19 protein-coding genes and 1 tRNA gene are annotated in these 25197 nt (G+C 73.8%); 7 read left to right on the plus strand and 13 right to left on the minus strand.

Annotated elements, in window-relative coordinates; translation table 11 throughout:
- The 3 genes from CGE01nite_RS11690 to CGE01nite_RS11700 all read left to right on the plus strand — a co-directional run.
- Positions 1-891 (plus strand): polysaccharide pyruvyl transferase family protein (locus CGE01nite_RS11690; RefSeq protein WP_141371115.1); only part of this gene is annotated, 891 nt, incomplete at its 5' end.
- The gene (locus CGE01nite_RS11695; protein ID WP_218022622.1) at positions 888-2132 is read left to right on the plus strand and encodes a Coenzyme F420 hydrogenase/dehydrogenase, beta subunit C-terminal domain; all 1245 of its coding nucleotides are present in this window, start codon (positions 888-890) and stop codon (positions 2130-2132) included. The genes CGE01nite_RS11690 and CGE01nite_RS11695, both read left to right, overlap by 4 nt.
- On the plus strand, positions 2129-3613 hold the full coding sequence (locus CGE01nite_RS11700) for a lipopolysaccharide biosynthesis protein (RefSeq protein ID WP_141371117.1): 1485 nt from the start codon (positions 2129-2131) through the stop codon (positions 3611-3613). The genes CGE01nite_RS11695 and CGE01nite_RS11700 overlap by 4 nt, the downstream gene beginning before the upstream one ends.
- Positions 3614-3678: 65 nt before the next feature.
- Here CGE01nite_RS11700 and CGE01nite_RS11705 read toward each other — a convergent pair whose 3' ends face one another.
- Entirely contained in the window at positions 3679-4608 is a 930-nt protein-coding gene (locus CGE01nite_RS11705) for a glycosyltransferase family 2 protein (protein ID WP_141371119.1), read from the minus strand.
- A gap of 155 nt (positions 4609-4763) precedes the next feature.
- Between CGE01nite_RS11705 and CGE01nite_RS11710 the strand changes: the two genes are divergently transcribed.
- The gene (locus tag CGE01nite_RS11710) at positions 4764-5939 is read left to right on the plus strand and encodes a glycosyltransferase (RefSeq protein ID WP_229747256.1); all 1176 of its coding nucleotides are present in this window, start codon (positions 4764-4766) and stop codon (positions 5937-5939) included.
- Entirely contained in the window at positions 5936-6802 is an 867-nt protein-coding gene (locus CGE01nite_RS11715; protein ID WP_141371121.1) for a glycosyltransferase family 2 protein, read from the plus strand. Before CGE01nite_RS11710 ends, CGE01nite_RS11715 begins: the two co-directional genes overlap by 4 nt.
- On the opposite strand, the gene CGE01nite_RS11720 is transcribed toward CGE01nite_RS11715, so the two are convergent.
- From CGE01nite_RS11720 to CGE01nite_RS11735, 4 genes are all read right to left on the minus strand, one after another.
- Complete coding sequence (locus CGE01nite_RS11720; RefSeq protein WP_141371123.1) at positions 6748-7713, minus strand: glycosyltransferase family 2 protein; 966 nt, start codon at positions 7711-7713, stop codon at positions 6748-6750. The genes CGE01nite_RS11715 and CGE01nite_RS11720 overlap by 55 nt on opposite strands.
- Positions 7714-7762: 49 nt before the next feature.
- A complete protein-coding gene (locus CGE01nite_RS11725) occupies positions 7763-9070 on the minus strand; it encodes a hypothetical protein (protein WP_048342202.1) in 1308 nt (435 codons plus the stop codon).
- Between the two features lie 268 nt (positions 9071-9338).
- The gene (locus CGE01nite_RS11730) at positions 9339-10085 is read right to left on the minus strand and encodes a CDP-alcohol phosphatidyltransferase family protein (RefSeq protein ID WP_307722641.1); all 747 of its coding nucleotides are present in this window, start codon (positions 10083-10085) and stop codon (positions 9339-9341) included.
- Complete coding sequence (locus tag CGE01nite_RS11735; RefSeq protein ID WP_141371125.1) at positions 10078-11253, minus strand: DUF1972 domain-containing protein; 1176 nt, start codon at positions 11251-11253, stop codon at positions 10078-10080. Before CGE01nite_RS11735 ends, CGE01nite_RS11730 begins: the two co-directional genes overlap by 8 nt.
- A gap of 571 nt (positions 11254-11824) precedes the next feature.
- Between CGE01nite_RS11735 and CGE01nite_RS11740 the strand changes: the two genes are divergently transcribed.
- On the plus strand, positions 11825-14359 hold the full coding sequence (locus CGE01nite_RS11740) for a PKD domain-containing protein (RefSeq protein WP_170210960.1): 2535 nt from the start codon (positions 11825-11827) through the stop codon (positions 14357-14359).
- 57 nt (positions 14360-14416) lie between these two features.
- On the opposite strand, the gene CGE01nite_RS11745 is transcribed toward CGE01nite_RS11740, so the two are convergent.
- The 6 genes from CGE01nite_RS11745 to glmU all read right to left on the minus strand — a co-directional run bounded on the left by CGE01nite_RS11745 (position 14417) and on the right by glmU (position 22210).
- Positions 14417-16267: a DUF4012 domain-containing protein gene (locus CGE01nite_RS11745; RefSeq protein WP_141371129.1), complete on the minus strand. Its 1851-nt coding sequence runs from the start codon at positions 16265-16267 to the stop codon at positions 14417-14419.
- Positions 16268-16269: 2 nt separating this feature from the next.
- Positions 16270-17664: a sugar transferase gene (locus tag CGE01nite_RS11750; RefSeq protein ID WP_229747257.1), complete on the minus strand. Its 1395-nt coding sequence runs from the start codon at positions 17662-17664 to the stop codon at positions 16270-16272.
- A 286-nt stretch (positions 17665-17950) separates the two neighbouring features.
- Positions 17951-18571 carry an aminoacyl-tRNA hydrolase gene (gene pth / locus CGE01nite_RS11755; protein ID WP_141371133.1) on the minus strand — a complete coding sequence of 207 codons (621 nt, stop codon included), beginning with the start codon at positions 18569-18571 and terminating at the stop codon, positions 17951-17953.
- A gap of 102 nt (positions 18572-18673) precedes the next feature.
- A complete protein-coding gene (locus CGE01nite_RS11760) occupies positions 18674-19264 on the minus strand; it encodes a 50S ribosomal protein L25/general stress protein Ctc (RefSeq protein WP_048342206.1) in 591 nt (196 codons plus the stop codon).
- 295 nt (positions 19265-19559) lie between these two features.
- On the minus strand, positions 19560-20546 hold the full coding sequence (locus CGE01nite_RS11765; RefSeq protein WP_141371135.1) for a ribose-phosphate diphosphokinase: 987 nt from the start codon (positions 20544-20546) through the stop codon (positions 19560-19562).
- Entirely contained in the window at positions 20543-22210 is a 1668-nt protein-coding gene (gene glmU / locus CGE01nite_RS11770; protein WP_048342208.1) for a bifunctional UDP-N-acetylglucosamine diphosphorylase/glucosamine-1-phosphate N-acetyltransferase GlmU, read from the minus strand. The genes CGE01nite_RS11765 and glmU overlap by 4 nt, the downstream gene beginning before the upstream one ends.
- 276 nt (positions 22211-22486) lie before the next feature.
- On the opposite strand from glmU, the gene CGE01nite_RS11775 reads away from it, so the two are divergent.
- On the plus strand, positions 22487-24385 hold the full coding sequence (locus tag CGE01nite_RS11775; protein WP_141371137.1) for a carboxypeptidase regulatory-like domain-containing protein: 1899 nt from the start codon (positions 22487-22489) through the stop codon (positions 24383-24385).
- On the opposite strand, the gene CGE01nite_RS11780 is transcribed toward CGE01nite_RS11775, so the two are convergent.
- Both CGE01nite_RS11780 and CGE01nite_RS11785 read right to left on the minus strand, forming a co-directional pair.
- A complete protein-coding gene (locus tag CGE01nite_RS11780; protein ID WP_141371139.1) occupies positions 24357-24932 on the minus strand; it encodes a hypothetical protein in 576 nt (191 codons plus the stop codon). The genes CGE01nite_RS11775 and CGE01nite_RS11780 overlap by 29 nt on opposite strands.
- Before the next feature lie 92 nt (positions 24933-25024).
- A tRNA-Gln gene (locus CGE01nite_RS11785) sits at positions 25025-25099 on the minus strand.
- Positions 25100-25197 lie beyond the last annotated feature (98 nt).

Raw genomic sequence — 25197 nt, forward strand, 5'->3', positions numbered from 1 at the left:
GAGCCGCTGCGCGACTGGCTCGCCGGGTTCGACCTGGTGGTCGACACCCGTGCGGGTGACAGCTTCAGCGACATGTACGGCCTGCGGCGGCTGGCCACGCACAGCCTGCTCGCCCGGCTCGTCGCGAGCACCAGCACGCCGCTGGTCATGGCGCCGCAGACCATCGGGCCGTTCGCCTCGCGCCGGGCCCGGGCGGTCGGGCGTCGTTCCATGAAGGACGCCCGACTCGTCATGTCGCGCGACTCGGCCAGCGCCGCGTACGCGCGCTCGCTGCGCCGCCCGGTGGACGTCGAGTCGACCGACGTCGTGTTCGCGCTGCCCCGGCCCGCCGTCGCGACGAGCCGCGACGTCGTGCTCAACGTCTCGGGGCTGCTGTGGGCCGAGAACCCGCACGTCGACCACGTCGCGTACCGGCGCGCGGTCACCGACGTGGCGCGCGGGCTCGTGGCCGACGGCCGGCGCCTGAGCCTCCTCGCGCACGTGCTCGACTCGCCCGTCGCGGACAACGACGTGCCCGCGGTCAAGGAGCTCGCCGAGCTGCTCGACGACGGCGACGTCGAGCTGGTCGTGCCCGACGACCTCGACGACGTCCGCGCGGTCACCGCCTCCGCGCGTCTCGTCGTCGGCTCGCGCATGCACGCGTGCCTCAACGCGCTGTCGACCGGCACGCCCGCCGTCCCCCTGGCGTACTCGCGCAAGTTCGAGCCGCTGCTGAAGGACCTCGGGTGGCAGCACACGGTCGACCTGCGCACGGCCGAGGACCCGGCCGCCGCGGTGCTCGCCCTCTCGCGCCTGGACCTCACGAGCGAGGTCGACCACACGCTGGCCCGCGCCCAGGAGCTGCTCGGGCGCGCGGTGGTCGCGCTCGGGGAGGTCGGGGGCGTCAGGTGAGCGAGCCCGCCGCCGCACGCCTCGACGCCCTGATCGACCGCGTCGTGGGGACCGGGTGCTGCACGGGCTGCGGGATGTGCGCGCAGCTCGACGACGGCCTCGCGCTCACCCTCGACGCGCACGGCTTCGCCCGACCGCACCGCGTCGGCGCCTCGACCGCCGACGACGAGGCGGTGCGGACGTTCCGCGCGGCGTGCCCCGGGATGACGGTGCGCGCGCAGCGGCCCGGGCGCGGGGCCGCCCCCGCCGCGACCTACCACCCGCAGCTCGGCCCCGTCCTGGCGTGCTGGGAGGCGGCGGCCACCGACCCGGATCTGCGGCACCGCGGGAGCTCGGGCGGCGTCCTCAGCGCGCTCGCGGCGTGGGCGACGAGCACCGGCGAGGTGGCGCAGGTCGTCGGGGCGCGCGCGGCGGCCGATCCCCGCCGGACCGTGTCGGTGACGATCCGCACGCGCGCCGAGGCGCTCGCCTCCGCGGGTTCCCGCTACGAGCCCGCCTCGGCGGCCGCTCACCCGCTCGCCACCGACGCGGGCGGCGCGACGATCGGCAAGCCCTGCGAGGCCGCGGCCCTGCGTGCACTGTCGCGCGCGCAGGGCGCCCCCGCGCCGCTCCTGCTGTCCTTCTTCTGCGCGGGGACGCCGTCGGCGCACGCGACCGACGCTCTCGTCGAGCAGCTCGGGCTCGCGCCCGGACAGGTCCCCGACGAGCTCTGGTACCGCGGTCGCGGGTGGCCCGGCCGGTTCACGGTGCGCGGGCCGGGCGGCGAGCAGGTGTCGGCCTCGTACGAGGAGTCGTGGGGCGGCGTGCTGGGCCCCGCCGTCCAGTGGCGGTGCCGGACCTGCCCGGACGGCATCGGGGAGAGCAGCGACGTCACGGCGGGCGACTTCTGGCGCGCCGACGAGCGCGGTTACCCGGTGTTCGACGAGTCCGACGGCTGGAGCGCGCTCGTCGCACGCACCCCGCGCGGCCTCGACCTCGTGCGGCGCGCAGTCGCCGCGGGGGTGCTGACGGTCCGCCCGATCACGCCCGACGAGGTCATGGCCGTGCAGCCGTCGCAGCGCAAGCGTCGCCGGACGCTCGCGGGCCGGTTGCTCGGCGCGCGCGTCGCCGGTGCGCGGGTGCCGCGCTACCGCGGCTTCGGCCTGGTGCGGCTCGGCGGGCAGCACCTGCGCGAGTCGGTGCAGACCGCCCGCGGCACGTTCCGTCGGGTGCGCTCAGGCGCGCTGCGGCGGTCGGCATGACCGTGTCGCTGCAGCAGAGCGCGGCCCGCGGCGTCCTGCCCACGGGCCTGGGCCTGGTCGCGCGCCTGCTCATCCAGGTGCTCACGGTCGTCGTCCTGGCGCGTCTGCTCGACCCGCGCGACTACGGCCTGGTCGCGATGGTCGTGGCGATCGTCGGCGTGGGCGAGATCCTGCGCGACTTCGGCCTGAGCTCGGCCGCGATCCAGGCCGCGACGCTCAGCCGCGAGCAGCGCTCCAACCTGTTCTGGCTCAACTCCGGGATCGGCGCGGCGATCGGGGTCGTGGTGTTCGCGCTCGCCGAGCCGCTCGCCGCGCTGTACGACGAGCCCGCGCTCGTCGCGATCACCCGCGCACTGTCCGTGACGTTCCTGCTCAACGGGATGATGACGCAGTACCGCGCCGACCTGGTGCGCGCGATGCGGTTCGGCGCCGTGGCCCGCACCGACGTGCTCGCACCAGCGCTCGCGCTGGCCACGGGCGTCGCGCTCGCTCTGGCCGGGGCTGGGTACTGGGCGCTGGTCGCGCAGCAGCTGACGCAGTCCGTCGTCGCGCTCGTCGCCTTCGGCGCCTCGGCCCGCTGGCTGCCCGGCCGGTACGACCGCAGCGCCCCCATGCGCGGCCTGTACCGGTTCGGCCGCAACCTGCTCGTCAGCCAGCTGGTCGGTTACCTCGCGAACAACGTGGACTCGCTCACGATCGGGTACCGGTTCGGCCCCGCGCCGCTCGGCATCTACAACCGCGCGTTCCAGCTCCTGATGAACCCGCTCAACCAGGTGCGCGCACCGAGCGTGACCGTCGCGCTGCCCGTCCTCAGCCGGGCGGGCATCTCCCCCGCGTTCGACCAGGTCGTGCGCACGGGCCAACTCGTGCTCGCCTACCCGGTGACCGTCGCGCTCGCCGTGCTGACGGGTGTGGCCGTCCCGCTCGTCGCGATCCTGCTGGGCGACCCGTGGGCGCAGGTGCCGCCGGTGCTCCGCCTGCTCGCGGTCGCCGGGATCTTCCAGACGCTGTCGTACGTCGGCTACTGGGTGTACCTCGCCCGCGGTCTCACGCGCGACCTCATGCAGTACACGCTCGTGTCGGCCGCGATCCGGATCGTGTGCATCGTGGTCGGCAGCACGTGGGGCGTGGTCGGCGTGGCCGCCGGGTACGCGATCGCCCCGATGCTCGCGTGGCCGATCTCGCTGTGGTGGCTCAGCCGCGTCACGCCCGTGCCGGTCCGCAGCCTGTACGGCGGCGCCGGGCGCGTGCTCGCGGTCGGCGCGCTCACCGCGGCGGCGACGTGGCTGGCCGTGGACCTGCTGCACGAGGCGGGACCGTGGTGGCAGTGCGTCGTCGGGGCGTCGGCCGGGCTGGCCGCCGCTGCCGTGTGCGCGCTCGTCGTCCCCGCGCTGCGGCGTGACGCGCAGACCCTGCGGCGGGCGGGCACGCTCGCGCTGCGCCGCACCGGTCGCGGCACGACGCCGGCGACCGACGGCTGAGGGCTGACGGCTGAGAGCAGCGGGCCGCGGGGCCCGTCGGCCCCGTTCCGGCAGGCCGACGCGCGTCAGACCCGCTCGTACTCCGAGACCACTCGGCCCGCGGCACCCGCGAGCATCCCGACCCCGCGCTGCGTGGTGCGTCGTCCCATGAGCTGCTCGACCGGGTCCCGCCGTACGGCCCCGAGCGCCGTGCGCACGAGCCCGCCCGCGACCCGCACACCACCGCGCACCGCGTAGCGCACGACGACGAGCGCCCGCTCGACGCCCGGCCGCGCGACCGCGTGCTCGGCACGAGCCGCCGAGTTGCCGCTGCGCCGTGCGCGCCGCAGCACCCACCCGGCCGTCATGCGGTCGGCCGGGATGCGCTCACGAACCACGGCCTCGTCGCAGGTCACCAGGCGCAGGCCCCGGGCGACGAGCGTGCGCGTGAACATGGTGTCGCTGCCACCGCTGAGCCCGAACCGCTCGTCGAACCGCACGCCGAGCGGTCGCACCGCGCGCAGGTCGAGCAGGAGGTTGCCCGTGCCGGCGGCCTCGAGCTCGGTGCCGGTGCGCAGCCGGCGCCGACCGAAGAACGGGGCCGCGGTCATCCACCCCTCGGGCGGCTGCTCGTAGTCCGCGACGACCGCCCCGACGACCACGGGCGCCCCGGTGCTGCGGTGGTAGCCGAGCATCGCCTCGAGCCAGCCCGGCTCGGGCCGTTCGTCGTCGTCGACGAACACGAGCACGTCGGCGTCGGCCGTCTCGTCGAGCGCGCGGTTGCGCGCCGCGGCGATGCCGGGACGCGGCTCGTGCGCGTACCGCAGCCGTGCGTCGTCGTAGGCCGTGACCCACGCACGCGCCGACCCGTCGGGGTCGTTGTCGACGACGAGCAGCGTCGCGCCCTCGTCCTGCGACGCCGCGAGGAAGGCCGGGACGGCCTCGCGCAGGTCGTCCGGTCGTCGGTACGTGAGCATCGCCACGACGACGCGCTCCGTGCCGCACCCACCCTGCATCGTCCCGCTCCCCGCCTCGACCACCCGTCTGACCACCCGTCTGACCACCGAGTTCACCCTCGACGGCCCGGTGGGGACAGTACCGACTTCGATAGCATCCAGCGGTCCCCTTCGCCCGCTTTCCGCGGAATTCGCCCGCTCACCGGAGGTTCACCGTGGGATCGCGCACGACGAGCGGGACGCGTCGGCTCGTCGTCGCCCACCCGTCCACCGAGCTCTACGGGGCGGACCTGCAGATGCTCGAGTCCGTCCGCGCGGCGCTCGCGGCGGGGTGGACCGTCACCCTCGTGCTGCCGGCCGACGGCCCCCTCGCGGAGCGCGCGCACGGGCTGGGCGCGGACGTGGTGATCGCTTCGTTCCCGGTGCTGCGCAAGTCGCTGCTGAGCCCACGCGGTCTCGTCGGGCTCGCGGCACGGTCGGCGACGGCCCTGGTGCGCGCGGCCAGGTTCCTGCGCTCGACGCACGCCGACGTGCTCTACGTGAGCACCGTGACGATCCCCGTGTGGCTCGCGGCCGCCCGGCTCGCGCGCGTGCCGTCGCTGTGCCACGTCCACGAGGCCGAGGAGGACCAGCCGCGCGCCATCACCGCAGGCCTGACCGCCCCGCTCCTGCTCGCCGACGCGCTCGTCGCGAACAGCGCCGCGGCGCAGCGCGCCCTCGGGGGCGCGTTCCCGAGCCTCGCGCGGCGCACGACCGTCGTCGTCAACGGGGTGCCCGGCCCGCCGGTGGACCCGTCGCCGCGCGAGCAGGACGGCCCGCTGCGCGTCGTGCTCGTCGGCCGGCTCTCACCGCGCAAGGGCACCGACGTCGCGGTCGAGGCCGTGCACCGGCTCGTCCGTGACGGCTACGACGTGCGCCTGCGCCTGGCGGGCAGCGTGTTCGAGGGGTACGAGTGGTTCGAGGACGACCTGCGCCGGCGGATCGCCGAGCACGGGCTCGGCGACCGCGTCGAGCTGCTCGGGTTCGTCCACCCGGTGTGGGACGAGCTCGAGCGGGCCGACGTCGCCCTGGTGCCCTCGCGCGTCGAGCCGTTCGGCAACGCCGCGGTCGAGGCCCTGCTCGCGCACCGCGCGGTCGTCGCGTCGCGCGTGCAGGGGCTCGCGGAGATCGTGCGGGACCACGAGACCGGCCTGCTCGTCCCGCCCGACGACCCGACCGCGCTCGCTGCCGCGGTGCGCGCGCTCGCGGACGACCCCGACCTGCGCCGACGCCTGGCGGCCCAGGGCCGCGCGGACGCGCTCGCGCGGTTTGGCACGCAGCGCTACGGCGACGCCGTGGCGTCCGCCCTCGACGCCCTGGCCGGCCCGCGGGTCGCGGCGGACGTCTCATGAGCCTGCCGCGCGTGCTCGTCGTGGTCCCGGCGCACGACGAGGAGCAGGTGATCGCCCGCTGCGTCGGTTCGCTGCTGGCCGCGCCCGGCGTCCAGACGCGGGTCGTCGTCGTGGCGAACGGGTGCACGGACGGCACGGCCGATCGCGTGCGCGAGCTGGGCGAGCCACGCGTGACGGTCGTCGACCTGCCGACGAGCGGCAAGGCCCAGGCGGTACGCGCGGGGCTCGCGCACGCGGCGGACGAGGACGTGGTCGCGGTCGTCGACGCCGACGTGGTGCTCGACGACGCAGCACTGCCCGGGCTCGCGGCCGCGCTCGCCGGCACCGAGCCGCGCGTCGGGGCGCCTGCGCTCGAGCTCGACCTGTCCGCGTCCTCGTGGGCCGTACGCCGGTACTACGCGGCATGGCTGCACGAGCCGCACGTGCGGACGGGCGACATCGGCGCGAGGGGCGTCTACGCCGTGAACCGCGCGGGCCTGCCGCGCCTCGCGGACCTGCCCGACGTCATCGCCGACGACGGCTGGGCGCGCGCGGTGTTCGCCCCGCACGAGCGCGTCGTGAGCGCGGGGACGTCGACGGTCCGCCCGCCCCGGACGCTGCGCGCCCAGGTGCGCCGACGCGCGCGCATCATCGCCGGCGGCCGTGAGCTCGCCCGGGTCCTGCCGCCCGACCGCCGTCCGGCCTCCCCCACCCAGGGCGCGTTCCCGCGCGCCCCGCGCACGTGGCGGTCCCGGCTGGCCGACGACGGCCTGGTCGGGACGGTCGTCTGGTACGCGGTCGAGCTACCCGCGCACGCGATCGACCGTCGTCACCGGCGGCGCGGCTCGGCCACGCCGTGGGGCCGGGACTCCACGACGCGCTGATCGCCGCCGGGCGCGCGTCGCCCGAGCAGGAGCCAGGCGCCCGCGCACGACCCCCGCAGCGCGGGCCACAGCGTGGTCGCCGGGTGCCGCAGCGCGTGCCCCCGGCCACCGCCGCGCGTCCCCACGTCCCAGGCGTAGCCCGGCGCGCCCGCGAGCCAGCGCAGCGCTGCGCGACGCGGGAGGTTGCGGCGCGCGAACAGCAGGCGGTTGCGGCAGTTGTAGTAGCGGTACAGCGCCGACTTGCCCGTGCCCTGCGTCCCGCCGACGTCATGGGTCGCCACGACGTCGTCGCGCACGACGAGGCGAGCGCCCGCCCGGTTGGCGCGCACGCTCAGCTCGAGGTCCTCCCAGTACATGAAGTACGCGGCGCTGAAGCCGCCGATCCGCTCCCACAGGCCGGCGGACAGCGCGAGGCACGCGCCCGTGAGCCACGGCTCATGGTCCGGGTCGAGCGGGCCGCGGGTCGCCAGCGCACCGGTGCGCAGGTCGAGCGTGCCGCGCGAGAACGCGGGCCGCCCGTCGCCGTGCCGCACCGCGGGGGCGATCATCAGGGCGTCGTCGGCGGCAGCCTGCGCGAGCAGGTCGGCGGCGGCGTGGGGGTCGATCTCGACGTCGGGGTTGAGCAGCAGCAGGGCCCGGCTGCCGAGCGCCAGCGCGCGTGCGGCGCCGGCGTTCATGCCCGCCCCGAAGCCGACGTTCGGCTGGGTGACGAGCTCCCAGCCGTGCCGGTCCGCGAGCGCGGTGATCGCTGCGCGCTCGTCGGGCGAGCTCAGGTTGTCCACGACCACGACCCGCACACCGGGGGTCGCGGCGAACGCGCTCAGGTTGCGCGCGAGCAGCGCGGACGAGCCGTAGTTGACGACGACGACCGCACCGTCCGCGGGTGTCTCGTCAGGGGCGGTCTGCGGCATGTGCCCGATCGTAACGACGCGACCCCGGGGCTGGTCGTGGATCGGTCGGTCAGCTGCGCGGCCGCGCCTTGACGGCTGTCCCGTCGGACCAGACGTTGCCGGACAGGACGAGCGCGTTGAGCGTCGCCTGGTCCGCGACGATCGCGCAGCCGGCGTGGATCTGGGTCCGGGTGAACACGTTGCTCTTCAGCGCCACGGGGCTGATCTGGCCGTACCCCTTCTCGGCGAGGTTCACCGCGCAGCCTCCGTCGCTGATGTGGTTGCCCACCATCGAGAGGTTGCTGACCGCACCCTGGTCCTGCGTGACCATCACCGACGCACTGTGCGAGCCGGAGAACGTGTTGCGCAGCAGCTTGATGCCGTCGCCCTTGCTGATCTGGACGTTGTCGTCGTGCGTCCAGTCACCGCCCTGGTTCGGGTCGTTCGCGAACCGCACGTTGTCGTGCAACCACGAGTCCTGCACCAGGACGTCGCCGTCCGTGACCATGAGCTGGTCGGTCACCGTGTGGATGTCCACCCGCGTGAGCGTGAAGTTGCTGCCGATGACGCCGCGCAGGTGAGGCGAGGGGATCCGCGCGTAGAGCTCGGAGTCCTCGATCGTGACGCTGCCGCTGCCCTGCACCATCACGAGGGCGATGCTGGCGCTGACCGCACGGCCGTTGATCACCGAGTTGCGGATGACCGTGCCGGGCGCCTGGACCCAGACGATGCCGCGGATCTCCTTGCCGTCGATGACGGTGCCGGGCTCGGTGACCTTCACGTCGCCGTCGACGACCGTCAGGCGCGTGCCGGTGGGGACGCCCGTGTTGCCGGGCCCGGGACGCCCGGTGGACGGCGCGCTCGGCGACGGGCTGGGCGTGCTCGGCGGGCGCGTCGGGGACGTCGTCGGCTGCGGGGCCGGGCTGGTGCTCGGCGCGGGCGACGGCGTGGCCGAGGCTGTCGGGCTCGGCGACGCGGTCGCGCCGGGGCTGGGGGTCGTCGACGGGCTCGGGGCCGGGGTCGTGATGCCCGGCCGGTTCCGGGAGATCGGCTGGTCGACGCCCTCGCACCGCCAGAAGCGGACCAGGCAGACGGTCGCCTGGTTGCGTCCCTCGTCGGCGTTCTCGAACCGCACCTCGGTACCGAGGGACCCGGCCGCGGACGAGCCGCCCGCGGCTCCCGCAGCGGCACCGCCGTCGGTCGCACCGGCCGGTGCGACGCCGTCAGCGAGGGGCGCCGGACGGGCGGCGACGTGGGGCGCCGGGGCACCGACCTCGTCGAGGACGACCTGGGCCGAGGCCATGCCGCCGGCGACCATGCCGACCAAGAGCGCGCCGACGACGGTCGCGACCGCCGAGAGTGCTCGTTGTCCGATCATCGCCCCAGGTTCTCTGTCCGGCTGCTTCACTGTCCGACTGCGCGACGACGGCGCTGCGAGGGCGCCGTCGTTGGTTCGGGAGCCTAGGGCGAGCACACGGACGAGTGAATGGGACCCGGCGATCGGGTGTCCTGATCGCCGGCGGACGGGCGAGCGCCTGGACGCGCGCCACGCGGGCCCACCAGGCATGACGGCGCAATCGTGACATCGCCGACATCGAGATGTGACCTTCGTCACAGCCGTTATCGAATTGCGACCAAACCGACAATCAGGAGAGCTCGCGGAACCACTTCACCAGGGCCGCGAGGACGAACAGGGTCGTGGCCAGCACGAGAGCGCCGTACACGACGAGGAACGCGACGGGCAGACCGAGCAGCAGGAACGACAGGCACAGGACGCCGTAGTCCGTGGGCACCAGGAGCAGTGCGCGCAACCGGCCCGCCTGCCCCGGCTCCGCGACGCTCGTCGTCCCGCGCGCGCGGCGCATCTGCTCAGTGAGGATCATCGCGAAGAACAGCACGGTGCCGACGACCGCGTGCAGCAGCGGGATCGCGAGCCACCCGTCGTCGACGGCGTCGAACCGGTAGAGCCCGACGAGCAGCGCGAGCGGCAGTGTCACGACCTTCGTGGCATCCACGACGTGGTCGAGCCACTCGCCCGCCTGGCTCGAGGTGCCCGACAGCCGCGCGACCTGCCCGTCGGCCGAGTCGAGCGCGTAGCCCAGGACGAGCGCGCCGGCCACGACGACGCCCAGCCACCACGTCTGCGGCAGCAGAGCGAGCAGCGCGATGCCCGTGAACGTCGCGAGCGCGCTGAGACCGGTCACCTGGTTCGGGGTGAGCCCGCGGGAGTACGCCCACGCGGCCAGGAACCGCCCCAGACGCCGGTTGACGAACCGCGAGTACGCGGGTGCGCCACGTGCGGCCGTCTTCTGCGCCGCGACCAGGCGCGCGTACGCCTCGCGGTACGAGCTCGACCGGTCGGCCGCGGGCACGGGCGCGGTGCGCTCACTCACCGTGCGCCACCGCCGTCACGGCGACGGACCGGGCACCGTCGCGTCCCGCGTCGCCCCGCCTCCGCACCCGCTGCGGGCCGGGCGCGCTGCGCGCGACCAGGTCGCGGGCCAGCGACTCGTACCCCGTCGCGACGTCGTCCCAGTCGAAGTCCCGCGCCCGCTCGCGCAGCGACGCACCCGCCGACGCGGTCGCGGTCGGGTCGGCCTCCGCGGCCTCGACCGCACGGGCCACTCCCGCGGCGTCGCCGAAGTACTGGCCGTGCTCGCGCAGCACGTCGCGGTTGAAGGAGACGTCGTAGGCGATCGTGGCCGTTCCGGCACCGATCGCGCGCAGGAGCGACGGGTTCGTCCCGCCGACGCTGTGGCCGTGCACGTACGTCGCGGCGTTGGCGTAGAGCTGGTCGAGCAGCTCGGCGTCCCACACCCCGCCGAGGAAGCGCACGCGCGGGTCGTCGGCGGCCGCCGCGTGCACCCGGTTCGTGTAGTCGTCCGCGTACGGCGCCGAGCCCACGACGACGAGAGGGCGCTCCGCCGCGCTCGCGACATACCCTGCGACCGCGAGCTCGACGTGGTTCTCCGGCTCGAACCGCGCGACGACGAGGTGGTACCCCCCGGGCGTCAGGTCGAGCTCACCGAGGCGACTCGACTCCTGGGCGATCACCGGCGCGCCGTACGCGAGGTACCGGGTCGGCACACCGAACTCGTCGGTGTAGTAGCGGGCGATCCCCGGCGCGTCGGCGATCAGCGCGTCCGACCAGCGCACCGCGAGCTCCTCGGCGCGGCGGTAGTAGCGCTGTCCCGTGGGACCCCACTTGGCACGCTTCCACTCCAGTCCGTCGACGTGGGTCGCGACCGGGATCCGCGCGGTGCGCAGGGCCGGCAGGAGCGGGGCGTTGGCGGCGTTGAAGACGAACGCGGCGTCGACCCGGTGGCCGAGCACGTGGCCGACCGAGAGCGCCGTGTGGCTCAGCGTCTCCAGGGAGCGCTTGCGCAGCGCGGGCAGCACGACTCGGCGCATGCCCAGGTAGGTCGGCAGACCCTCGTCGTCCGGGTGCGAGCGGCAATAGACGACGACGCGGTGCCCCCGCTCGGCGAGCCGGCGGCCGACCTCCTCGACGGCCGTCTCGAAGCCTCCGTAGCGCGCCGGGACACCGCGCGTGCCGATCATCGCGATCGACAACGGTGCCGGCCGCGGACCGGCCCCCTGCCGTGCCCTGCCCAACGTCATCAGCTCCTGAGGTAGGCGACCTGGTGAGGATATCGACCACTTTGGCGCCGTTCACTGCACCTTGTCCGGTTTCACCCGCTTGGCCCCGTGCCGAGCCCGGGTACGCCGGCGCCCGGGGGCCCCGCCGCGGCCGGCGGCGCCCCCATTCTGTGATGCACGTCACTTCTTGACGGGTGCGCATTTCGTGATTCAGGTCACGGGTCAATTCGGACAGATCGCGCAATAGGAGCGATTTGGTGCCGGTTTACGCGATTCGTCGGGGACGGGCACGGGATCTCCACAAGTCCGAATTGCTCCGCGGTTCGGCGCCTTGACCTGCGGCGTTACCTCCCGTGCTGGGCGAGAAGGGCGTACATAGGCCTTTAGGGCCAGAAATCCCGTCCTTACAGACCGGTAACTTTTGAGTCGGTTCCACCGATTGATCCGCCAAGAGGTGCATTTCCTCGGGCGAGGCGACAAAGGCGTCGCGCGTCAATTTCACCCGTTCTTTCACCCCCTCATGGAGCACGCAATGAAGCACGTCCCCCTGCCCCGCGTGAACGCCGGCACACCGGCCGCGCGGCGCATCGGCGCCACCGCGGTCGCGGCACTCCTCGCGACCGGGCTCGCGCTGCCCGCACAGGCGGCCGCGACGTCCGCGACCACCGCGACCCCGACCGCGACGGTCTCCCCCACCGTCCGCCACGAGTGGCGCACGGTCGCGGCCGACACGTTCTCGCGCACGACCTCCGACGGCTGGGGCGCAGCCGAGACCGGCGGCGACTGGCGGCACACCGGCACCGCGACGCAGTTCTCGACCGTGGGCGGCAAGGGCGTCCTGACGGTGACGCGCGCCGGGTCCACGATCACGTCCGCCCTGCCCTCGGCGACGTCGACGAGCACCGTCCTGACCGCGACGACGACCGCACAGGCCGCGCAGACGGGCAGCGGGACCCACCTGTCGTACCTCGCACGCCGCGTCGGCGCCGCGAGCTACGGCGCCAAGGTCCGGCTGCAGGCCTCGGGCGTGAGCACCCTCGCGCTCGTCGAGAGCGGCACGTCGCTGACCACCGCGACGCTGCCCGGGACGTTCGGCGCCGGGGACCCGATCACGGTCCGCGTCGAGGCCGCGGGCACCAGCCCGACGACGCTGCGCGCGAAGGCCTGGCGCGCAGGCACCGTCGAGCCGAGCGACTGGACGCTCACCGCGACGAGCTCGACCGCGGCGCTGCAGACCGCGGGCGACGTCGCTGTGAACTCCTACCTGTCGGGCTCGGTCACGAACCTGCCGCAGCCGTTCGCGTACGACGACGTCACGGTGTCGCAGCTCGTCGACGTGCCGAACGCCCTGCCGAACGCGCGCTTCACGAGCACCTCGACGGACCTCGCCGCGACGTTCGACGCCACAGCCTCCGCGGACGACGACGGCACGATCGCGCAGTACAGCTGGGCGTTCGGCGACGGCGAGATCGCGACCGGTGCCACCGCCGAGCACAGCTACGCGCAGGCCGGCACCTACGCGGTGACGCTCGCGGTGACCGACAACGACGGCGACACGTCGACCACCACGCAGGACGTCGTCGTCACCGAGCCCGCGCCCCCGGCGCTCGCCGCGGACGACTTCGACGTCACCCGCACCGGTGGCTGGGGCACGGCCGACGAGGGCGGCGCCTGGACGCACGCCGGCTCGGTCGCCAACTACGCGGTCGCCACCCCGAACGGCCGCCAGGTCGTCACGGCGGCCGGGTCCACCCGGACGTCCGAGCTCACCGCGGTGTCCAGCACCGAGACGGACCTCACCACGACGGTGAGCGTCGACAAGCCGGCGACCGGCTCCGGGGTGTACCTCGCGGCGATCGGCCGCAAGGTCGCGACCAACAGCTACAGCGCCCGCGTGCGCCTGCTCGACACGGGTGCGGCGCAGCTCGGCGTGGCGATGAACTCCACGACGCTGTCCTCGACCAGCCTCCCCGGCTACTCGACGGGCGACAAGCTGCAGGTCCGCGTGCAGGTCTCCGGCACCAAGCCCACGACTCTGCGCGCCAAGGCCTGGCGCCAGGGGACGACCGAGCCCGCCGACTGGCAGGTCGTCGCGACCGACAGCACCGCGTCCCTCCAGACGGCCGGCGGCGTCGGCGTCAGCACCTACGTCGCCAGCAGCGCCACCAACGCGCCGCTGACCGCGCAGTGGACGGACCTGCTCGCGACGTCGATCGACGACGACCCGGCCGTGAGCCCGGAGCCCTCGCAGCCCGACGACGACAAGGGTGAGCAGACGCCCGAGACCGGTGCGGCGCAGCCCGGTCCCACGAACACCGGCGCACGCCAGAGCGTGTTCTCGAAGGTGCACGAGGGCAACCTCGTGATCAGCACCGACGGCACCGTGATCGACGGCTGGGACATTCGCGGCTACGTCAATGTCAAGGCGAAGAACGTGGTCATCCGCAACTCCATCATCCGTGGTTCCGTTCCTGCTCAGCGCAATGATCTGGTGCGCGTCCAGGGCGACGACTACTCGGTGACGATCGAGGACTCGACGTTGCGCCCGAGCGAGCTGTCGCCGAACGTCGACGGCGTCAAGGGCTGGAACTTCACCCTGCGTCGCGTCGACATCTCCGACGTCGTCGACCCGGTGCACATCCACGGCGACAACGTGACGGTCGTCGACTCGTGGCTGCACGACAACTCGCACTACGACAACGACCCGAACTGGAGCGGTGGCCCGAGCCACGACGACACCATCCAGATCCAGGGTGGTGCGAACATCACGATCCACCACAACACGCTGGAGGACTCCTACAGCGCGGCACTGATGATCACGCAGGCGACCGCAGCGGTCACCGGCATCAGGATCACGGACAACTGGATCGACAACGGCGGGTGCAGCATCAACATCGCCGACAACGCGACGCGCGGCGCCCTGGCCGGTGCCGTCATCACGGGCAACACGTTCGGCCGCGGCCAGACGTACAAGAACTGCGCCATCCGGGTCCCCACGGCCTGGACGCTCGACGTGGCCGGGAACGCCTACGTCGACGGTGTGGCGGTCGCGCGCACCAACTTCTGACGCCGACCGACGAAGGGCGGGCGCGCTCGAGGGCGCCCGCCCTTCGTCATGCGCGGATCAGGCCCCGCACGCCAGCTGCGGGCCGTGCCGGCCGGCATCGAGGGTCGGCGTGCGCTCGATCTCGAGAGTCTCGACGCCCGACGCAGTCGTGACGCGCGCCTGCACGCTCGTCGTCTGCCCCGGCGTCAGCACCACGTCGAGCGCCGCCACCTGGCGGCCGTCCTGCTCCTGCCGGCGCGGTCCGACCGTCACCGGCGCACCGCCGTCGACGCTCACCGTGACCTCGTCGAGCGTCCCGCCGCGCGGCGCGTACAGGAGCACCTGCGTCGCGATGCTCCCCGCGGGCACGCCGTTGACCCCGCCCCCGGTGACGTAGACGGGCAGCGTGCCGGCGGCGTCGGCGGGCGCGTTGCTGGTCAGGGTCAGCTCGAGCTGCGTGGCGGCGCCGGCGGACGAGCACGTCAGGGCATCGGCCGCCAGGTCCGTCGCCAGGTAGTAGTCCATCTTCGAGATCGTGCGGTCGTTGAGGAACACGCCCGCCGTGCGCGCCGCGCGCTCGGCGTCGCCGAGGAAGTCCCGCAGCAGCCCCGCGTCCCGGAGCCGGGCGGTGACCGCGTCGTCGGCGGTCCAGACCGCGGCCCGCCCGTCGCCGGCCGCCTCCCGGACCGTCTCCACCAGGGCCGTCCCGTCGTACCCCCCGGCGAGGGTCGCCGCGGTGACGGCCTGCGCGACCGCCGCGAAGTACGCGTCCGAGTCGTCGCCGTCCGGGTACTGCAGGTACACGCCCGACAGCAGCGTCTCGAGCGCGTTGCCCGCGTCGAGCACCGCGCCGTCGGGCGTCGTCGTCGGGCCGATCACCGACAGGAGCGAGCCGAGCACGACGGGGTCGACCGTGATCACGCCGTCGACGTCGCGCCCCGTGTCGAGCGTCCACAGCGCGCGGGCGAGCTCGGCGGTCCGGCCGAAGTCGGGCGTGGCCGTGACGGACTGCATGAACCGCGCCGGTGCGTCGCCGAACAGCGTGAGCTCCGCGGCGCTCCACGGCAGCACCGTCGCCTCGGGCCGGGCCAGGGAACGCGCCGGTCGCTGGTCGCCGAGCTCGATCTGGCCGTCGACGGCGTGCACCTCGAGCACCGAGCCGACGATGCCACCCGCGCTGCGGAGCTCGGCGGGGTTGAGCACGAGGACCAGGTAGCTGCGCGGCCCGTCCGCACCCAGCAGCGTCGGGATGGTCGCGAGCGCGGTGTCGGCGCCGTCGAGCTGCGTCGCCAGGTCCGCGAGCTCGTCGCGCACGGGGACGAACCTGTCCGCGAGCGTTCCCACGAGTGCGTCGACGTCGACGTCGCGCAACCTCGCGACCGCCGCGTCGGTCGCGGCGCTGGCCTGTGCGACCGCGGGCGCGGCCGTCCGCAGCGCGGCGACGTCGATGCGACCGTCACGCGGCACGAGCGCGTCGAGCGAGAGCCCGTCGGACGCCTCGACGAGCGGCGGGAGCGCCCCCGTGGCCATGCCCTCGAGCGCGTCGGCCACGGCGGACGCCGCACCGAGCTGCTCACCGAGGAACGGCACGTGCTCCGCGACGCGCCACACCGGGTCACCGGTGGCAGCGCTCGCGCGCGCAGCCGCGTCCTGCAGACCGGGGACGAGCGGGTCGAGCGCGGCGACGTCCCCGTCGGAGACCGCGGCGCGCGCGGCCGTCAGGTCGTCCTGCGCGTCCCGCAACGCGCCGACGAGCTGGATGCCGCGCCACACGAGCCAGCCGCCCGCGACGACCAGCACCAGCAGGACGACGCCCAGTCCTCGACGGACCAGGCGGGTCCACCCCCGTCGAGGGCTGGGCGCCGGGTCGACGTCCGAAGCCCCGGCGACGTCCCCGGGAGGATCGCCGACGGACGCCTCGGAGTGCACGGTCAATACGCTCCCGTCCCTGCCAGCACGGCGCGTCCGGTCTTCCACAGGATCATGAGGTCCATCGCGACCGACCAGTTGTCCACGTACCGCAGGTCGAGCCGGACCGACTCCTCCCAGTCGAGGTCGGAGCGGCCGCTCACCTGCCACAGGCCCGTCAGCCCGGGCTTGACGTGCAGGCGGCGCTGGACGCTGTCGTGGTAGTCGGCGACCTCGGACTCGAGCGGCGGGCGCGGCCCGACGATCGACATGTCGCCGCGCACGACGTTCCACAGCTGGGGGAGCTCGTCGATCGAGAACCGCCGCAGCACGCGTCCGACGCGCGTCACGCGGGGGTCCTGCCGCATCTTGAACAGCACGTCGTTGCCCTCGGAGAGCTCCTGGAGCTCCGAGCGGCGCCGGTCCGCGTCCACGTACATCGTGCGCAGCTTGTAGATCGTGAACGTGGAGCCGTCGATGCCGACGCGAGTCTGCTTGTAGAACGCGGGCCCGCGCGAGTCGAGCCGGATCGCCACGGCGCTGACCAGCACGATCGGCAGCGCGACGATGCTCGCCAGGACGGACACGGCGAAGTCGAGCAGGGACTTGCCGATGAGCTTGCGCCGCGGCTGGTCGACCTGGACCTCGAGCAGCGAGAGCCCGGCGGTGGGACGCACCGACAGCCGCGGCCCGGCGACCTCGACCAGGTCGGGCGCGACCACGAGGTGCGCACCCGCGCGGCCGAGCGCCCACGACAGCCGACGCAGCGCCTCGCCGTGGACCGAGGCACCGGTCACGACGACGACCTCGGCGGCCCGGTCCGCGACGACCTGGACGACGTCCGCGATCGCGCCGACCACGGGCACGCCCTCGACGAGATCCGCGTCGTCGACGGACGGCAGGCACACGCCGTCGACCCGGTAGCCGTGGTGGACCGCGGCGGACAGGTCCCGCACCACCCGGCCGGCCGACTTCTGGTCGCCCACGACGATCGTGCCCATCATCGCGGTGCCCGAGCACCGCTGGCGGTGCAGCCGCAGCCGCATCGCGTACCGCTGGAGGCCGGCGAGCACGACGACGCCGGGGATGCCGAGCAGCACGACGTGCCGCGGGACGTCGACCCACGTGAAGTAGGCGAGCGCCATCACCACGACGCCGAGGGTCACCGCCGCGCGACCGAGCGCCTGGAACTCCGTCGGCCCGTCACCCAGCACGTTGCGCCCGTACCCGCGGCACAGGCCCACGGCCGCGACGAACAGCGGCGCGGCGAGCAACGCCACGACCGCGGTGCGCGAGGTCGGGACCGCCGAGACGGCGACCGCGGCACCCACGAGCGCCGCGGCGACGACGTCGCTCAGCATCGCCAGCAGCGCGTAGCGCACCCCCATGTGCTGCCACAGCACGCGGCGCGCGCTCATCGAGTTGAAGATCGTCTCCCGGGGGACGAACGGCTCCGGTGACGCCCAGGACCGGCGTGGCTCGACCGCACGTCCTCGGCGGTCGGGCAGTCCTGGAACAGCGGCCGGGGCTCTCCCCACGGTGAGCGTCATCAGCGATCTCTCCCCCATCAGCACCTGGAACGTCCCGCACGACGTTCCAGTGACAGAAGGAGGCTATTCGCCCGCTTAGATACCGTCAGCGTTCTTTGTCCGTTTTCACCCGGTTCGCGACCCGTTTGGACCCCATCGGGTGAGGGGGCGGGCGTCAGGCCTTGGTGTGGTACCTCTGCTGCGCGGCCTCGAGCCCCTCGAGCACCACGGCCTCGACGGCGTCCGCGGCGTGGTCGAGCAGCCAGGGCAGCTCCTTCGCCTCGGTCTTCGAGAAGTCCTTGAGCACGAAGTCGGCCGGGTCCTGGCGGCCCGGCGGCCGCCCGACGCCCACGCGCACCCGCACGTAGTCCTTGGTGCCGAGCGCCTTGCTGGTGTCCCGCAGGCCGTTGTGCCCGCCCTCGCCGCCGCCGCGCTTGAGCCGCACGTCGGCGAACGGGATGTCGAGCTCGTCGTGCACCATCACGACGCGCTCGGGCTCGACGCCGTAGTACTTCGCGAGCGCGGCGACGGGGCCGCCCGACACGTTCATGTACGTGGTCGGCTTGGCCAGGACGACGCGCGGGCCGGGGGCGCCGCCGGGCAGCACGCCGAGGCGCGCCTCGGCGACCGCGGCCTGCGGGCGGCGCGACAGCAGTCCGCCGGCACGCGCCCCGAACGGCACGCCCGTGCGCCGCGCGAGCTCGTCGAGCACCATCTGCCCGACGTTGTGCCGGTTGCCCGCGTACTGCGGCCCGGGGTTGCCGAGGCCCACGACGAGCCAGGGTCCGTCGGTCACGGAGGTCCTCCAGGTGGGAGCGTGGCGGGTCCGGACGCACGGACGCCCGGTACCGCGTGTGACGGTACCGGGCGTCGGCGTCGATCAGGTGCGAGCGGAGGCTCAGGCGCCTGCGGCCTCGGCGGCCGCAGCGTCCTCGGCGAGGTCCTCGGCCGACGCGCGCGGCGTCGAGATCGCGACGATCGCGAGGTCCGCGTCGTCCGACAGCGTCGAGCCCGTGGGCAGCGGGATGTCGCTGGCCTTGACGATCGTGCCGTCGGCCAGACCCGTGATGTCGACCTCGACGGACGAGGGCAGGTGCGTGGCCTCGGCCTCGAGCGCCAGCGTCTGCGTCTCGACGACGTGGATCGTGCCGGGGGCGGACTCGCCGACGACCACGACGGGGATCTCGACGAGGACCTTCTCGCCCTTCTTCACGATGAGGAGGTCGACGTGCTCGATGACGTTGCGGACCGGCTCGCGCTGGACGTCCTTGGCGAGGGCGAGCACCGGCTTGCCGTCGATCTCGATCTCGAACAGCGCGTTGGCCTGCTTCACCGCGAGCATCGTCTGGTGGCCCGGCAGGGCGACGTGCACCGGCTCGGTGCCGTGCCCGTACAGGACGGCGGGGATCTGACCCGCGCGACGCAGGCGGCGCGCGGCACCCTTGCCGAACTCGGTGCGGGCGGTGGCGGCGAGCTTGACCTCGGACACGATGACTCCAGTGGTGCAGGGCGCACGGTGGCGCGCGGAACTGACGAAGGCTGGCGCTTGGGCCGGTGGTCCCACGAGGGGACGGAAGTTCAGGCGCAGCCTCGACGCGGGGCGCAGGACGGGCGTCACGCACACACGCGGAGGCGCTCGCCCAGTCGATCACGGACTGAACGGTGCGGTGGGTGGTGCTCCAACCGGCCGTCCGACGTCCCTCGCCGAGGCAACCCGAGGATCTTACAGGCTGCAGGGACCAGGCCCCAACCGGGGCCCGGTCACCGACCGGGCGACGTTCGGCTCAGGCGTTGCCGTCGAACAGGCTCGTCACCGAGCCGTCGTCGAACACCTCACGGATCGCGCGGGCGATCAGCGGGGCGATCGACAGGACCGTGAGCTGCTCGAAGCGCTTCTCGTCCTCGACCGGCAGCGTGTCCGTGATGACGACCTCACGCACGCCGCACGAGCTGAGGCGCCCCACGGCCGGCTCCGACAGGATGCCGTGCGTCGCGGCGACGATCACGTCCTTCGCGCCGGCCTCCTTGAGCACCCGCACGGCTTCGGCGATCGTGCCGCCCGTGTCGATCAGGTCGTCGACGAGCACGCACGAGCGGCCCTCGACGTCACCGACCACGCGGTTGGCGACCGACTTGTTGGCGGTGCGCACGTCACGCGTCTTGTGCACGAACGCGAGCGGGCCTCCGCCGAGCTTGGCGGCCCACTGCTCGGCCACGCGGATGCGACCGGCGTCGGGTGAGACCACGGTGACGTTCGTCAGGTCGACGCGCGAGCGCACGTAGTCCACAAGGATCGGCATGGCCCACAGGTGGTCCACAGGGCCGTCGAAGAAGCCCTGGATCTGCGACGTATGCAGGTCGACCGACATGATGCGGTCCGCACCGGCGGTCTTGAACATGTCGGCCAGCAGGCGCGCCGAGATGGGCTCACGGCCGCGGCTCTTCTTGTCCTGGCGCGCGTAGCCGTAGAACGGCGCGACGACCGTGATCGTCTTGGCCGAGGCGCGCTTGAGCGCGTCGACCATGAGCAGCTGCTCCATGATCCACTTGTTGATCACGGGCGAGGCGTGCGGCTGCAGGACGAACGCGTCCGCACCGCGCACCGACTCCCCGAACCGCGTGTAGATCTCGCCGTTGGCGAAGTCGTACGCGGTGGTCGGGACGAGCTCGATGCCGAGCTCCTCGGCCACCGATTCGGACAGCTCGGCGTGCGCCCGGCCCGAGACGACGACCAGTCGCTTCTCGCCGTCGTGGGAGATGATCCCGGTCATCGCGTGTGCGTCCCCTCGGTGCCGTTCTCGGTGGTCCGTGCCGGGTCCGGCAGGTGGGCGGGCTGGTCGGGCAGGGTCGGCGGCGGCGTCACCGGGATGCCACGGGCCGCGGTCGCGGCGCGCTCGCGCTCGGCACGGGCCTGCGGCGACAGGTCGTCGTCACCCGTCGAGCCGGTCGCCTTGGCGGCGGCCTCGGCCGCGGGGGTGCCCGCGCGTGAGCGCTGCACCCAGCCCTCGATGTTGCGCTGCGCACCCGCGCTCACGCCGAGCGCCCCGGCGGGGACGTCACGGCGGATCACCGAGCCGGCGCCGGTGTACGCGCCGTCGCCGATCGTGACCGGCGCGACGAACATGTTGTCCGCGCCCGTGCGGGCGTGCGAGCCGATCGTCGTGCGGTGCTTGTGCACGCCGTCGTAGTTGACCGTCACCGACGCGGCGCCGACGTTCGAGTGCTCGCCGATCGTCGCGTCCCCGATGTACGACAGGTGCGGGACCTTCGAGCCGTCGCCGATCTGCGCGTTCTTGGTCTCGACGAACGTGCCGATCTTGCCCTTGCGGCCCAGGACCGTGCCGGGGCGCAGGTAGGCGAACGGTCCGACGCTGGCCTTCTCGCCGATCACCGCGAGGCTGCCGTGCGTGCGCGACACCGTCGCGCCCTTGCCGACCTCGACGTCGGTGAGCGTGGTGTCCGGGCCGATCTTCGCGCCCTCGCGGACCACCGTCGCGCCGTGCAGCTGCGTGCCGGGCAGGAGCGTCACGTCACGCTCGAGCTCCACGTCGACGTCGACCCACGTCGTGGCCGGGTCGACGATCGTGACGCCCTCGCGCATCCAGTCCTCGAGCAGGCGGCGGTTGAGCTCGGCTGCGAGCGCCGCGAGCTGGACGCGGTCGTTCACGCCCTCGACCGCATACGGGTCGTCGGTGCGCAGCGCACGCACGTGGCCGCCGTCCTCACGCGCGATCGCCAGCACGTCGGTCAGGTACACCTCGCCCTGCGCGTTGTCGCGGCCCAGACGCCCGAGCGCGCTGCGCAGCACCGCGGCGTCGAACACGTAGATGGAGGAGTTGATCTCGCCGATCGCACGCTCGTCGTCGGACGCGTCCTTGTGCTCGACGATCCGCAGCACGTCTCCCGTGCCGGGCTCGCGCACGATCCGGCCGTAGCCGGTCGCGTCCTCGAGCTCGGTGGTGAGCACCGTGACGGCGTTGCCGTCGGCGTGGTGGGCCGCGAGCAGCTCGCCCAGCGTGCCCGCGTCGAGCAGGGGGACGTCACCCGCGACGACGACGACCGCGCCCTCGAGCAGCACGCCCGACGCGGACCCGGGCACGCCCGGGCCGTCGAGCGCGGCCACCGCGCCGGCCTGCGCGGCGGCGTCGAGCGCCGACATCGCGACCTGGACCGCGCGGCCCGTGCCGGGGATGGCGTCCTGGTCGGCGATCAGCGCCTCGGGCGCGATGTCCGCGACGTGCGCGGCGACCTTCTCGCGCTCGTGCCGCACGACGACGACCACACGGGCCGGGTCGAGGGACTGAGCGGTCGCCAGCGCGTGCCCGAGCATGCTCCGGCCGGCCAGGGTGTGCAGGACCTTGGGTGTCGCCGAGCGCATCCGTGTTCCTTCGCCTGCGGCGAGGACGATGACGGCGGCTGGGCGGGGGGTGGTCACCTGTGGGTGCTCCTCGCGGGGTGTGCCCGACGAGCCGGGCGGCGGAACCGTGCGCGTCCGTCACTCTACCGCCGCGCTCCCCCGCTCCCGGACGGTCCGGGAGTCCCGGCCGTCCGGTGTGACCAAGGACCCACCCGCGTGCCGGGGCGACGACGACACGACCCCGACGCGCCGACCTGCGGCGGCACACCACCCGTTCGCCGGATCGACCGGCCGCCCCCGCTCTGCCACGGTGCTCACGGCGCGCACCGGGCGCGGCAGACAGGGGGCCTCGACATGAGGACACGCATTGCCGCGTCGATCGGCGCACTCGTACTCTCGCTCGGGGTGCTCCTGGCACCCGCTGCGTCCGCCGCGGACGAGACCTACACCGTCACGGCGACCGTCACGACGCGCGGCGGCACACCGATCCCCGACGAGGACGTCAGGCTCCTGCCTGCCGGCGGTACCGACGAGGACCCGGTCGACGAGGGTGCCACCGACGCCTCCGGCGTCATCACCTTCCGGGACGTCCCCGCGGGCGACTACGTCGTCTCCTACCACAGCGTCTGGGAGCAGAGCGCGCCCGCGACGGTCGCCGTCACCGTCGACGGCAGCGAGGAGGTGTCCTTCGTCCACCCGCGCCTCGTCGCCCTGTCGGGCCAGGTCGTCGACGACCTGACCGGCACGCCGGTCCCGTACGTGATGATCTCGGGCTACCGCGAGCTGCGCACGGCCGACCTCACGCTCGCGACCGACGTGAACGGTCGTGGAGCGACCTTCGCGCCGGCCGGCTCGTACACCGTGCGCTTCGACGAGTGGAACGAGGTCTACCGCCGCACCGTGCTCGCGAAGCTGACGCTGAAGGCGGGCTCCGACGTCACGGGCAGGGTCTTCCGGCTCGTCCGCAAGTCGCACGTGACCGGGCGCGTCACTCTCGGGGACAAGGCTGTCGACGACGCGCGCGTCCACATCGGCAGCGAGTACGTCCAGACCTCGTCGTCGGGCCGGTACTCACGGGACGTCGAACCCGGCTCCTACTCCGTGCGGGTCGCCGGCGACTCCGAGCGGCGCTGGTTCACGACGTACTTCGGCAATACGGTCCGCAAGCCGGACGCGAAGAAGGTCGTCGTCCCGCTCGGCCGAGACGGCGTCGCGGACATCGCGCTCGTGCGCTCCGCGACCATCACGGGCCGCGTCGTCGGCCGTGACGGACGCGCCGCCAAGGGCATCACGGTGTACGCGTGGAACACCGACCGCGAGGGCCAGGTGAGCGCCCGGACGAACAGCGACGGCCGGTACATCCTGCGCGGGCTCGCCACCGGCGAGGTCGGGCTGCAGGCGCAGGGCGGGACGTCGTCGCTGCCCGCCGAGGGCAAGGCGACCGTGTGGGCGCGTCAGGGCGAGACGGTCGCGGCCAAGCAGATCACGCTGATGGACGACGCGATCATCTACGGCCAGGTCAAGACCACGGGCTCGAGCCCCACCAAGCAGGACGTCTCGCTGTCGACCTCGTCGGGCGAGTTCCTCGGCACGTTCCGGCCCGACGCCGACGGCTGGGTCGGCTTCGCGGCGCTGCCCGCCGGGACGTACTACGTGCACGTCGACGGCTCGAACCTGCGCCGTCAGGTCGTCGTCCGCGCGCACAAGACGGCGACGTTCGGGACCCTCACGCGCGGCGAGCTGCGGACCGTGTCCGGCAAGGTCACCGACTGGGCGGGCAAGCCCGTCGCCGGGGCGTCCGTGCACGTCTACGACCAGTACGGCACGGCGTACGCGACGGTGCGCACCGGGTCCACCGGCAGGTACACGATCCGCAGCGTGGTCTCCGGCAGCTACCAGGTGAAGGTCACGCCGAAGGCGTCCAGCCCGCTCGCATGGGGGCAGGTCGCCCTCAGCGTGCGCGCCGGCAAGGACTCCGTGCGGGACGTGCGGCTCGGCAAGGGCGCGACCGTCACCGGGCTCGTCGTGAACACCAAGGGCAAGCCCGCGATCGGGGTCACGGTCTGGTCGCAGGAGGGCCACAAGGCCACCACCGACGCGACCGGCCGCTACACCCTCACGGGCGTCAAGCCGGGCCGGCAGACCCTGAAGATCACCGACCCCGACTACGTGGGCGGCTACCGCGACGCGACGACGACCGTGACCGCCAAGGGTGGCGCGACCGTCACCGCCGCGCGAGCGACCGTCCGCTGACCTCGTCCCCGCCTCGCCCGAGCGTCCACCGCCGGGCGAGGCGGCGGGCAGTCACCGCACCGACGACCACGGTCGCGCCGAAGCCGACGAGCAGCAGCGCGACCAGGTCAGTCTCGCGCCCCTCGCGCAGCGGGTGGTCCGCCAGGTCCACGAGCGCGGTGGTGGCGGTCCCCCACCCGAGCACGACGCTCGTCGTCAGCACCCCGACGAGCCCGACGACCGCGCGCCGCGTGCGGGCCTCGATCGCCCCGCCGGCCGCGGCGGGCACCATCAGCACCGAGAACACGATCGCGATCCCGAGCGTCCCGACCACCGAGAACCCCGTCTCGGCGTCGACGACGCCCGCGACGAGCCGCATCAGCACCCGCGCGACGAGCGCCGTGCCCAGCCCGACGACGACCGCTGCCCCGCCCGCCGCGCCGACGGCCCTTCCCCACGCGGGCCTCGTGCGGTCCGTCCTCTCGGAGCGGTCGTCCGCAGGGGCGGGCTCGGAGGCGCCGAGCGGCGTCGTCGGATCGGCGGTCAACGTGGCTTCGTCAGTCGTCATGCCGTCCCATGAGCCGACGACAGCCCGCGAGGTACCCGCGCACGCCACGATCACTCGTTCGTGTCGAGGTCACCGCCGCCGGACTGGATGGATGGCTCCGCCCCCAGGATTCGAACCTGGACCGCAAGGCTCCAAAGGCCTGCGTGCTGCCGTTACACCAGGGCGGATCGTCGGTCGCGCGCGGCGCCGACGGCGCCCCAGTCTGCCAGCCCGCCCCCCACAACCCGCACCGCCGCCCGCCACCGCTCAGCACGGCGTCGAGATC

The sequence above is a fragment of the Cellulomonas gelida genome, from assembly GCF_006538725.1.
Taxonomy (GTDB): Bacteria; Actinomycetota; Actinomycetes; order Actinomycetales; family Cellulomonadaceae; genus Cellulomonas; species Cellulomonas gelida.

What these genes read in the sequence shown, in the direction of transcription:
- CGE01nite_RS11700 (WP_141371117.1), top strand. Translation starts at nt 2,129, where the DNA reads ATGACCGTGTCGCTGCAGCAGAGCGCGGCCCGCGGCGTCCTGCCCACG.
- CGE01nite_RS11705 (WP_141371119.1), bottom strand. Translation starts at nt 4,608, where the DNA reads ATGCAGGGTGGGTGCGGCACGGAGCGCGTCGTCGTGGCGATGCTCACG.
- CGE01nite_RS11715 (WP_141371121.1), top strand. Translation starts at nt 5,936, where the DNA reads ATGAGCCTGCCGCGCGTGCTCGTCGTGGTCCCGGCGCACGACGAGGAG.
- CGE01nite_RS11720 (WP_141371123.1), bottom strand. Translation starts at nt 7,713, where the DNA reads ATGCCGCAGACCGCCCCTGACGAGACACCCGCGGACGGTGCGGTCGTC.
- CGE01nite_RS11725 (WP_048342202.1), bottom strand. Translation starts at nt 9,070, where the DNA reads ATGATCGGACAACGAGCACTCTCGGCGGTCGCGACCGTCGTCGGCGCG.
- CGE01nite_RS11735 (WP_141371125.1), bottom strand. Translation starts at nt 11,253, where the DNA reads ATGATCGGCACGCGCGGTGTCCCGGCGCGCTACGGAGGCTTCGAGACG.
- CGE01nite_RS11740 (WP_170210960.1), top strand. Translation starts at nt 11,825, where the DNA reads ATGAAGCACGTCCCCCTGCCCCGCGTGAACGCCGGCACACCGGCCGCG.
- CGE01nite_RS11750 (WP_229747257.1), bottom strand. Translation starts at nt 17,664, where the DNA reads ATGAGCGCGCGCCGCGTGCTGTGGCAGCACATGGGGGTGCGCTACGCG.
- CGE01nite_RS11765 (WP_141371135.1), bottom strand. Translation starts at nt 20,546, where the DNA reads ATGACCGGGATCATCTCCCACGACGGCGAGAAGCGACTGGTCGTCGTC.
- CGE01nite_RS11775 (WP_141371137.1), top strand. Translation starts at nt 22,487, where the DNA reads ATGAGGACACGCATTGCCGCGTCGATCGGCGCACTCGTACTCTCGCTC.
- CGE01nite_RS11780 (WP_141371139.1), bottom strand. Translation starts at nt 24,932, where the DNA reads ATGACGACTGACGAAGCCACGTTGACCGCCGATCCGACGACGCCGCTC.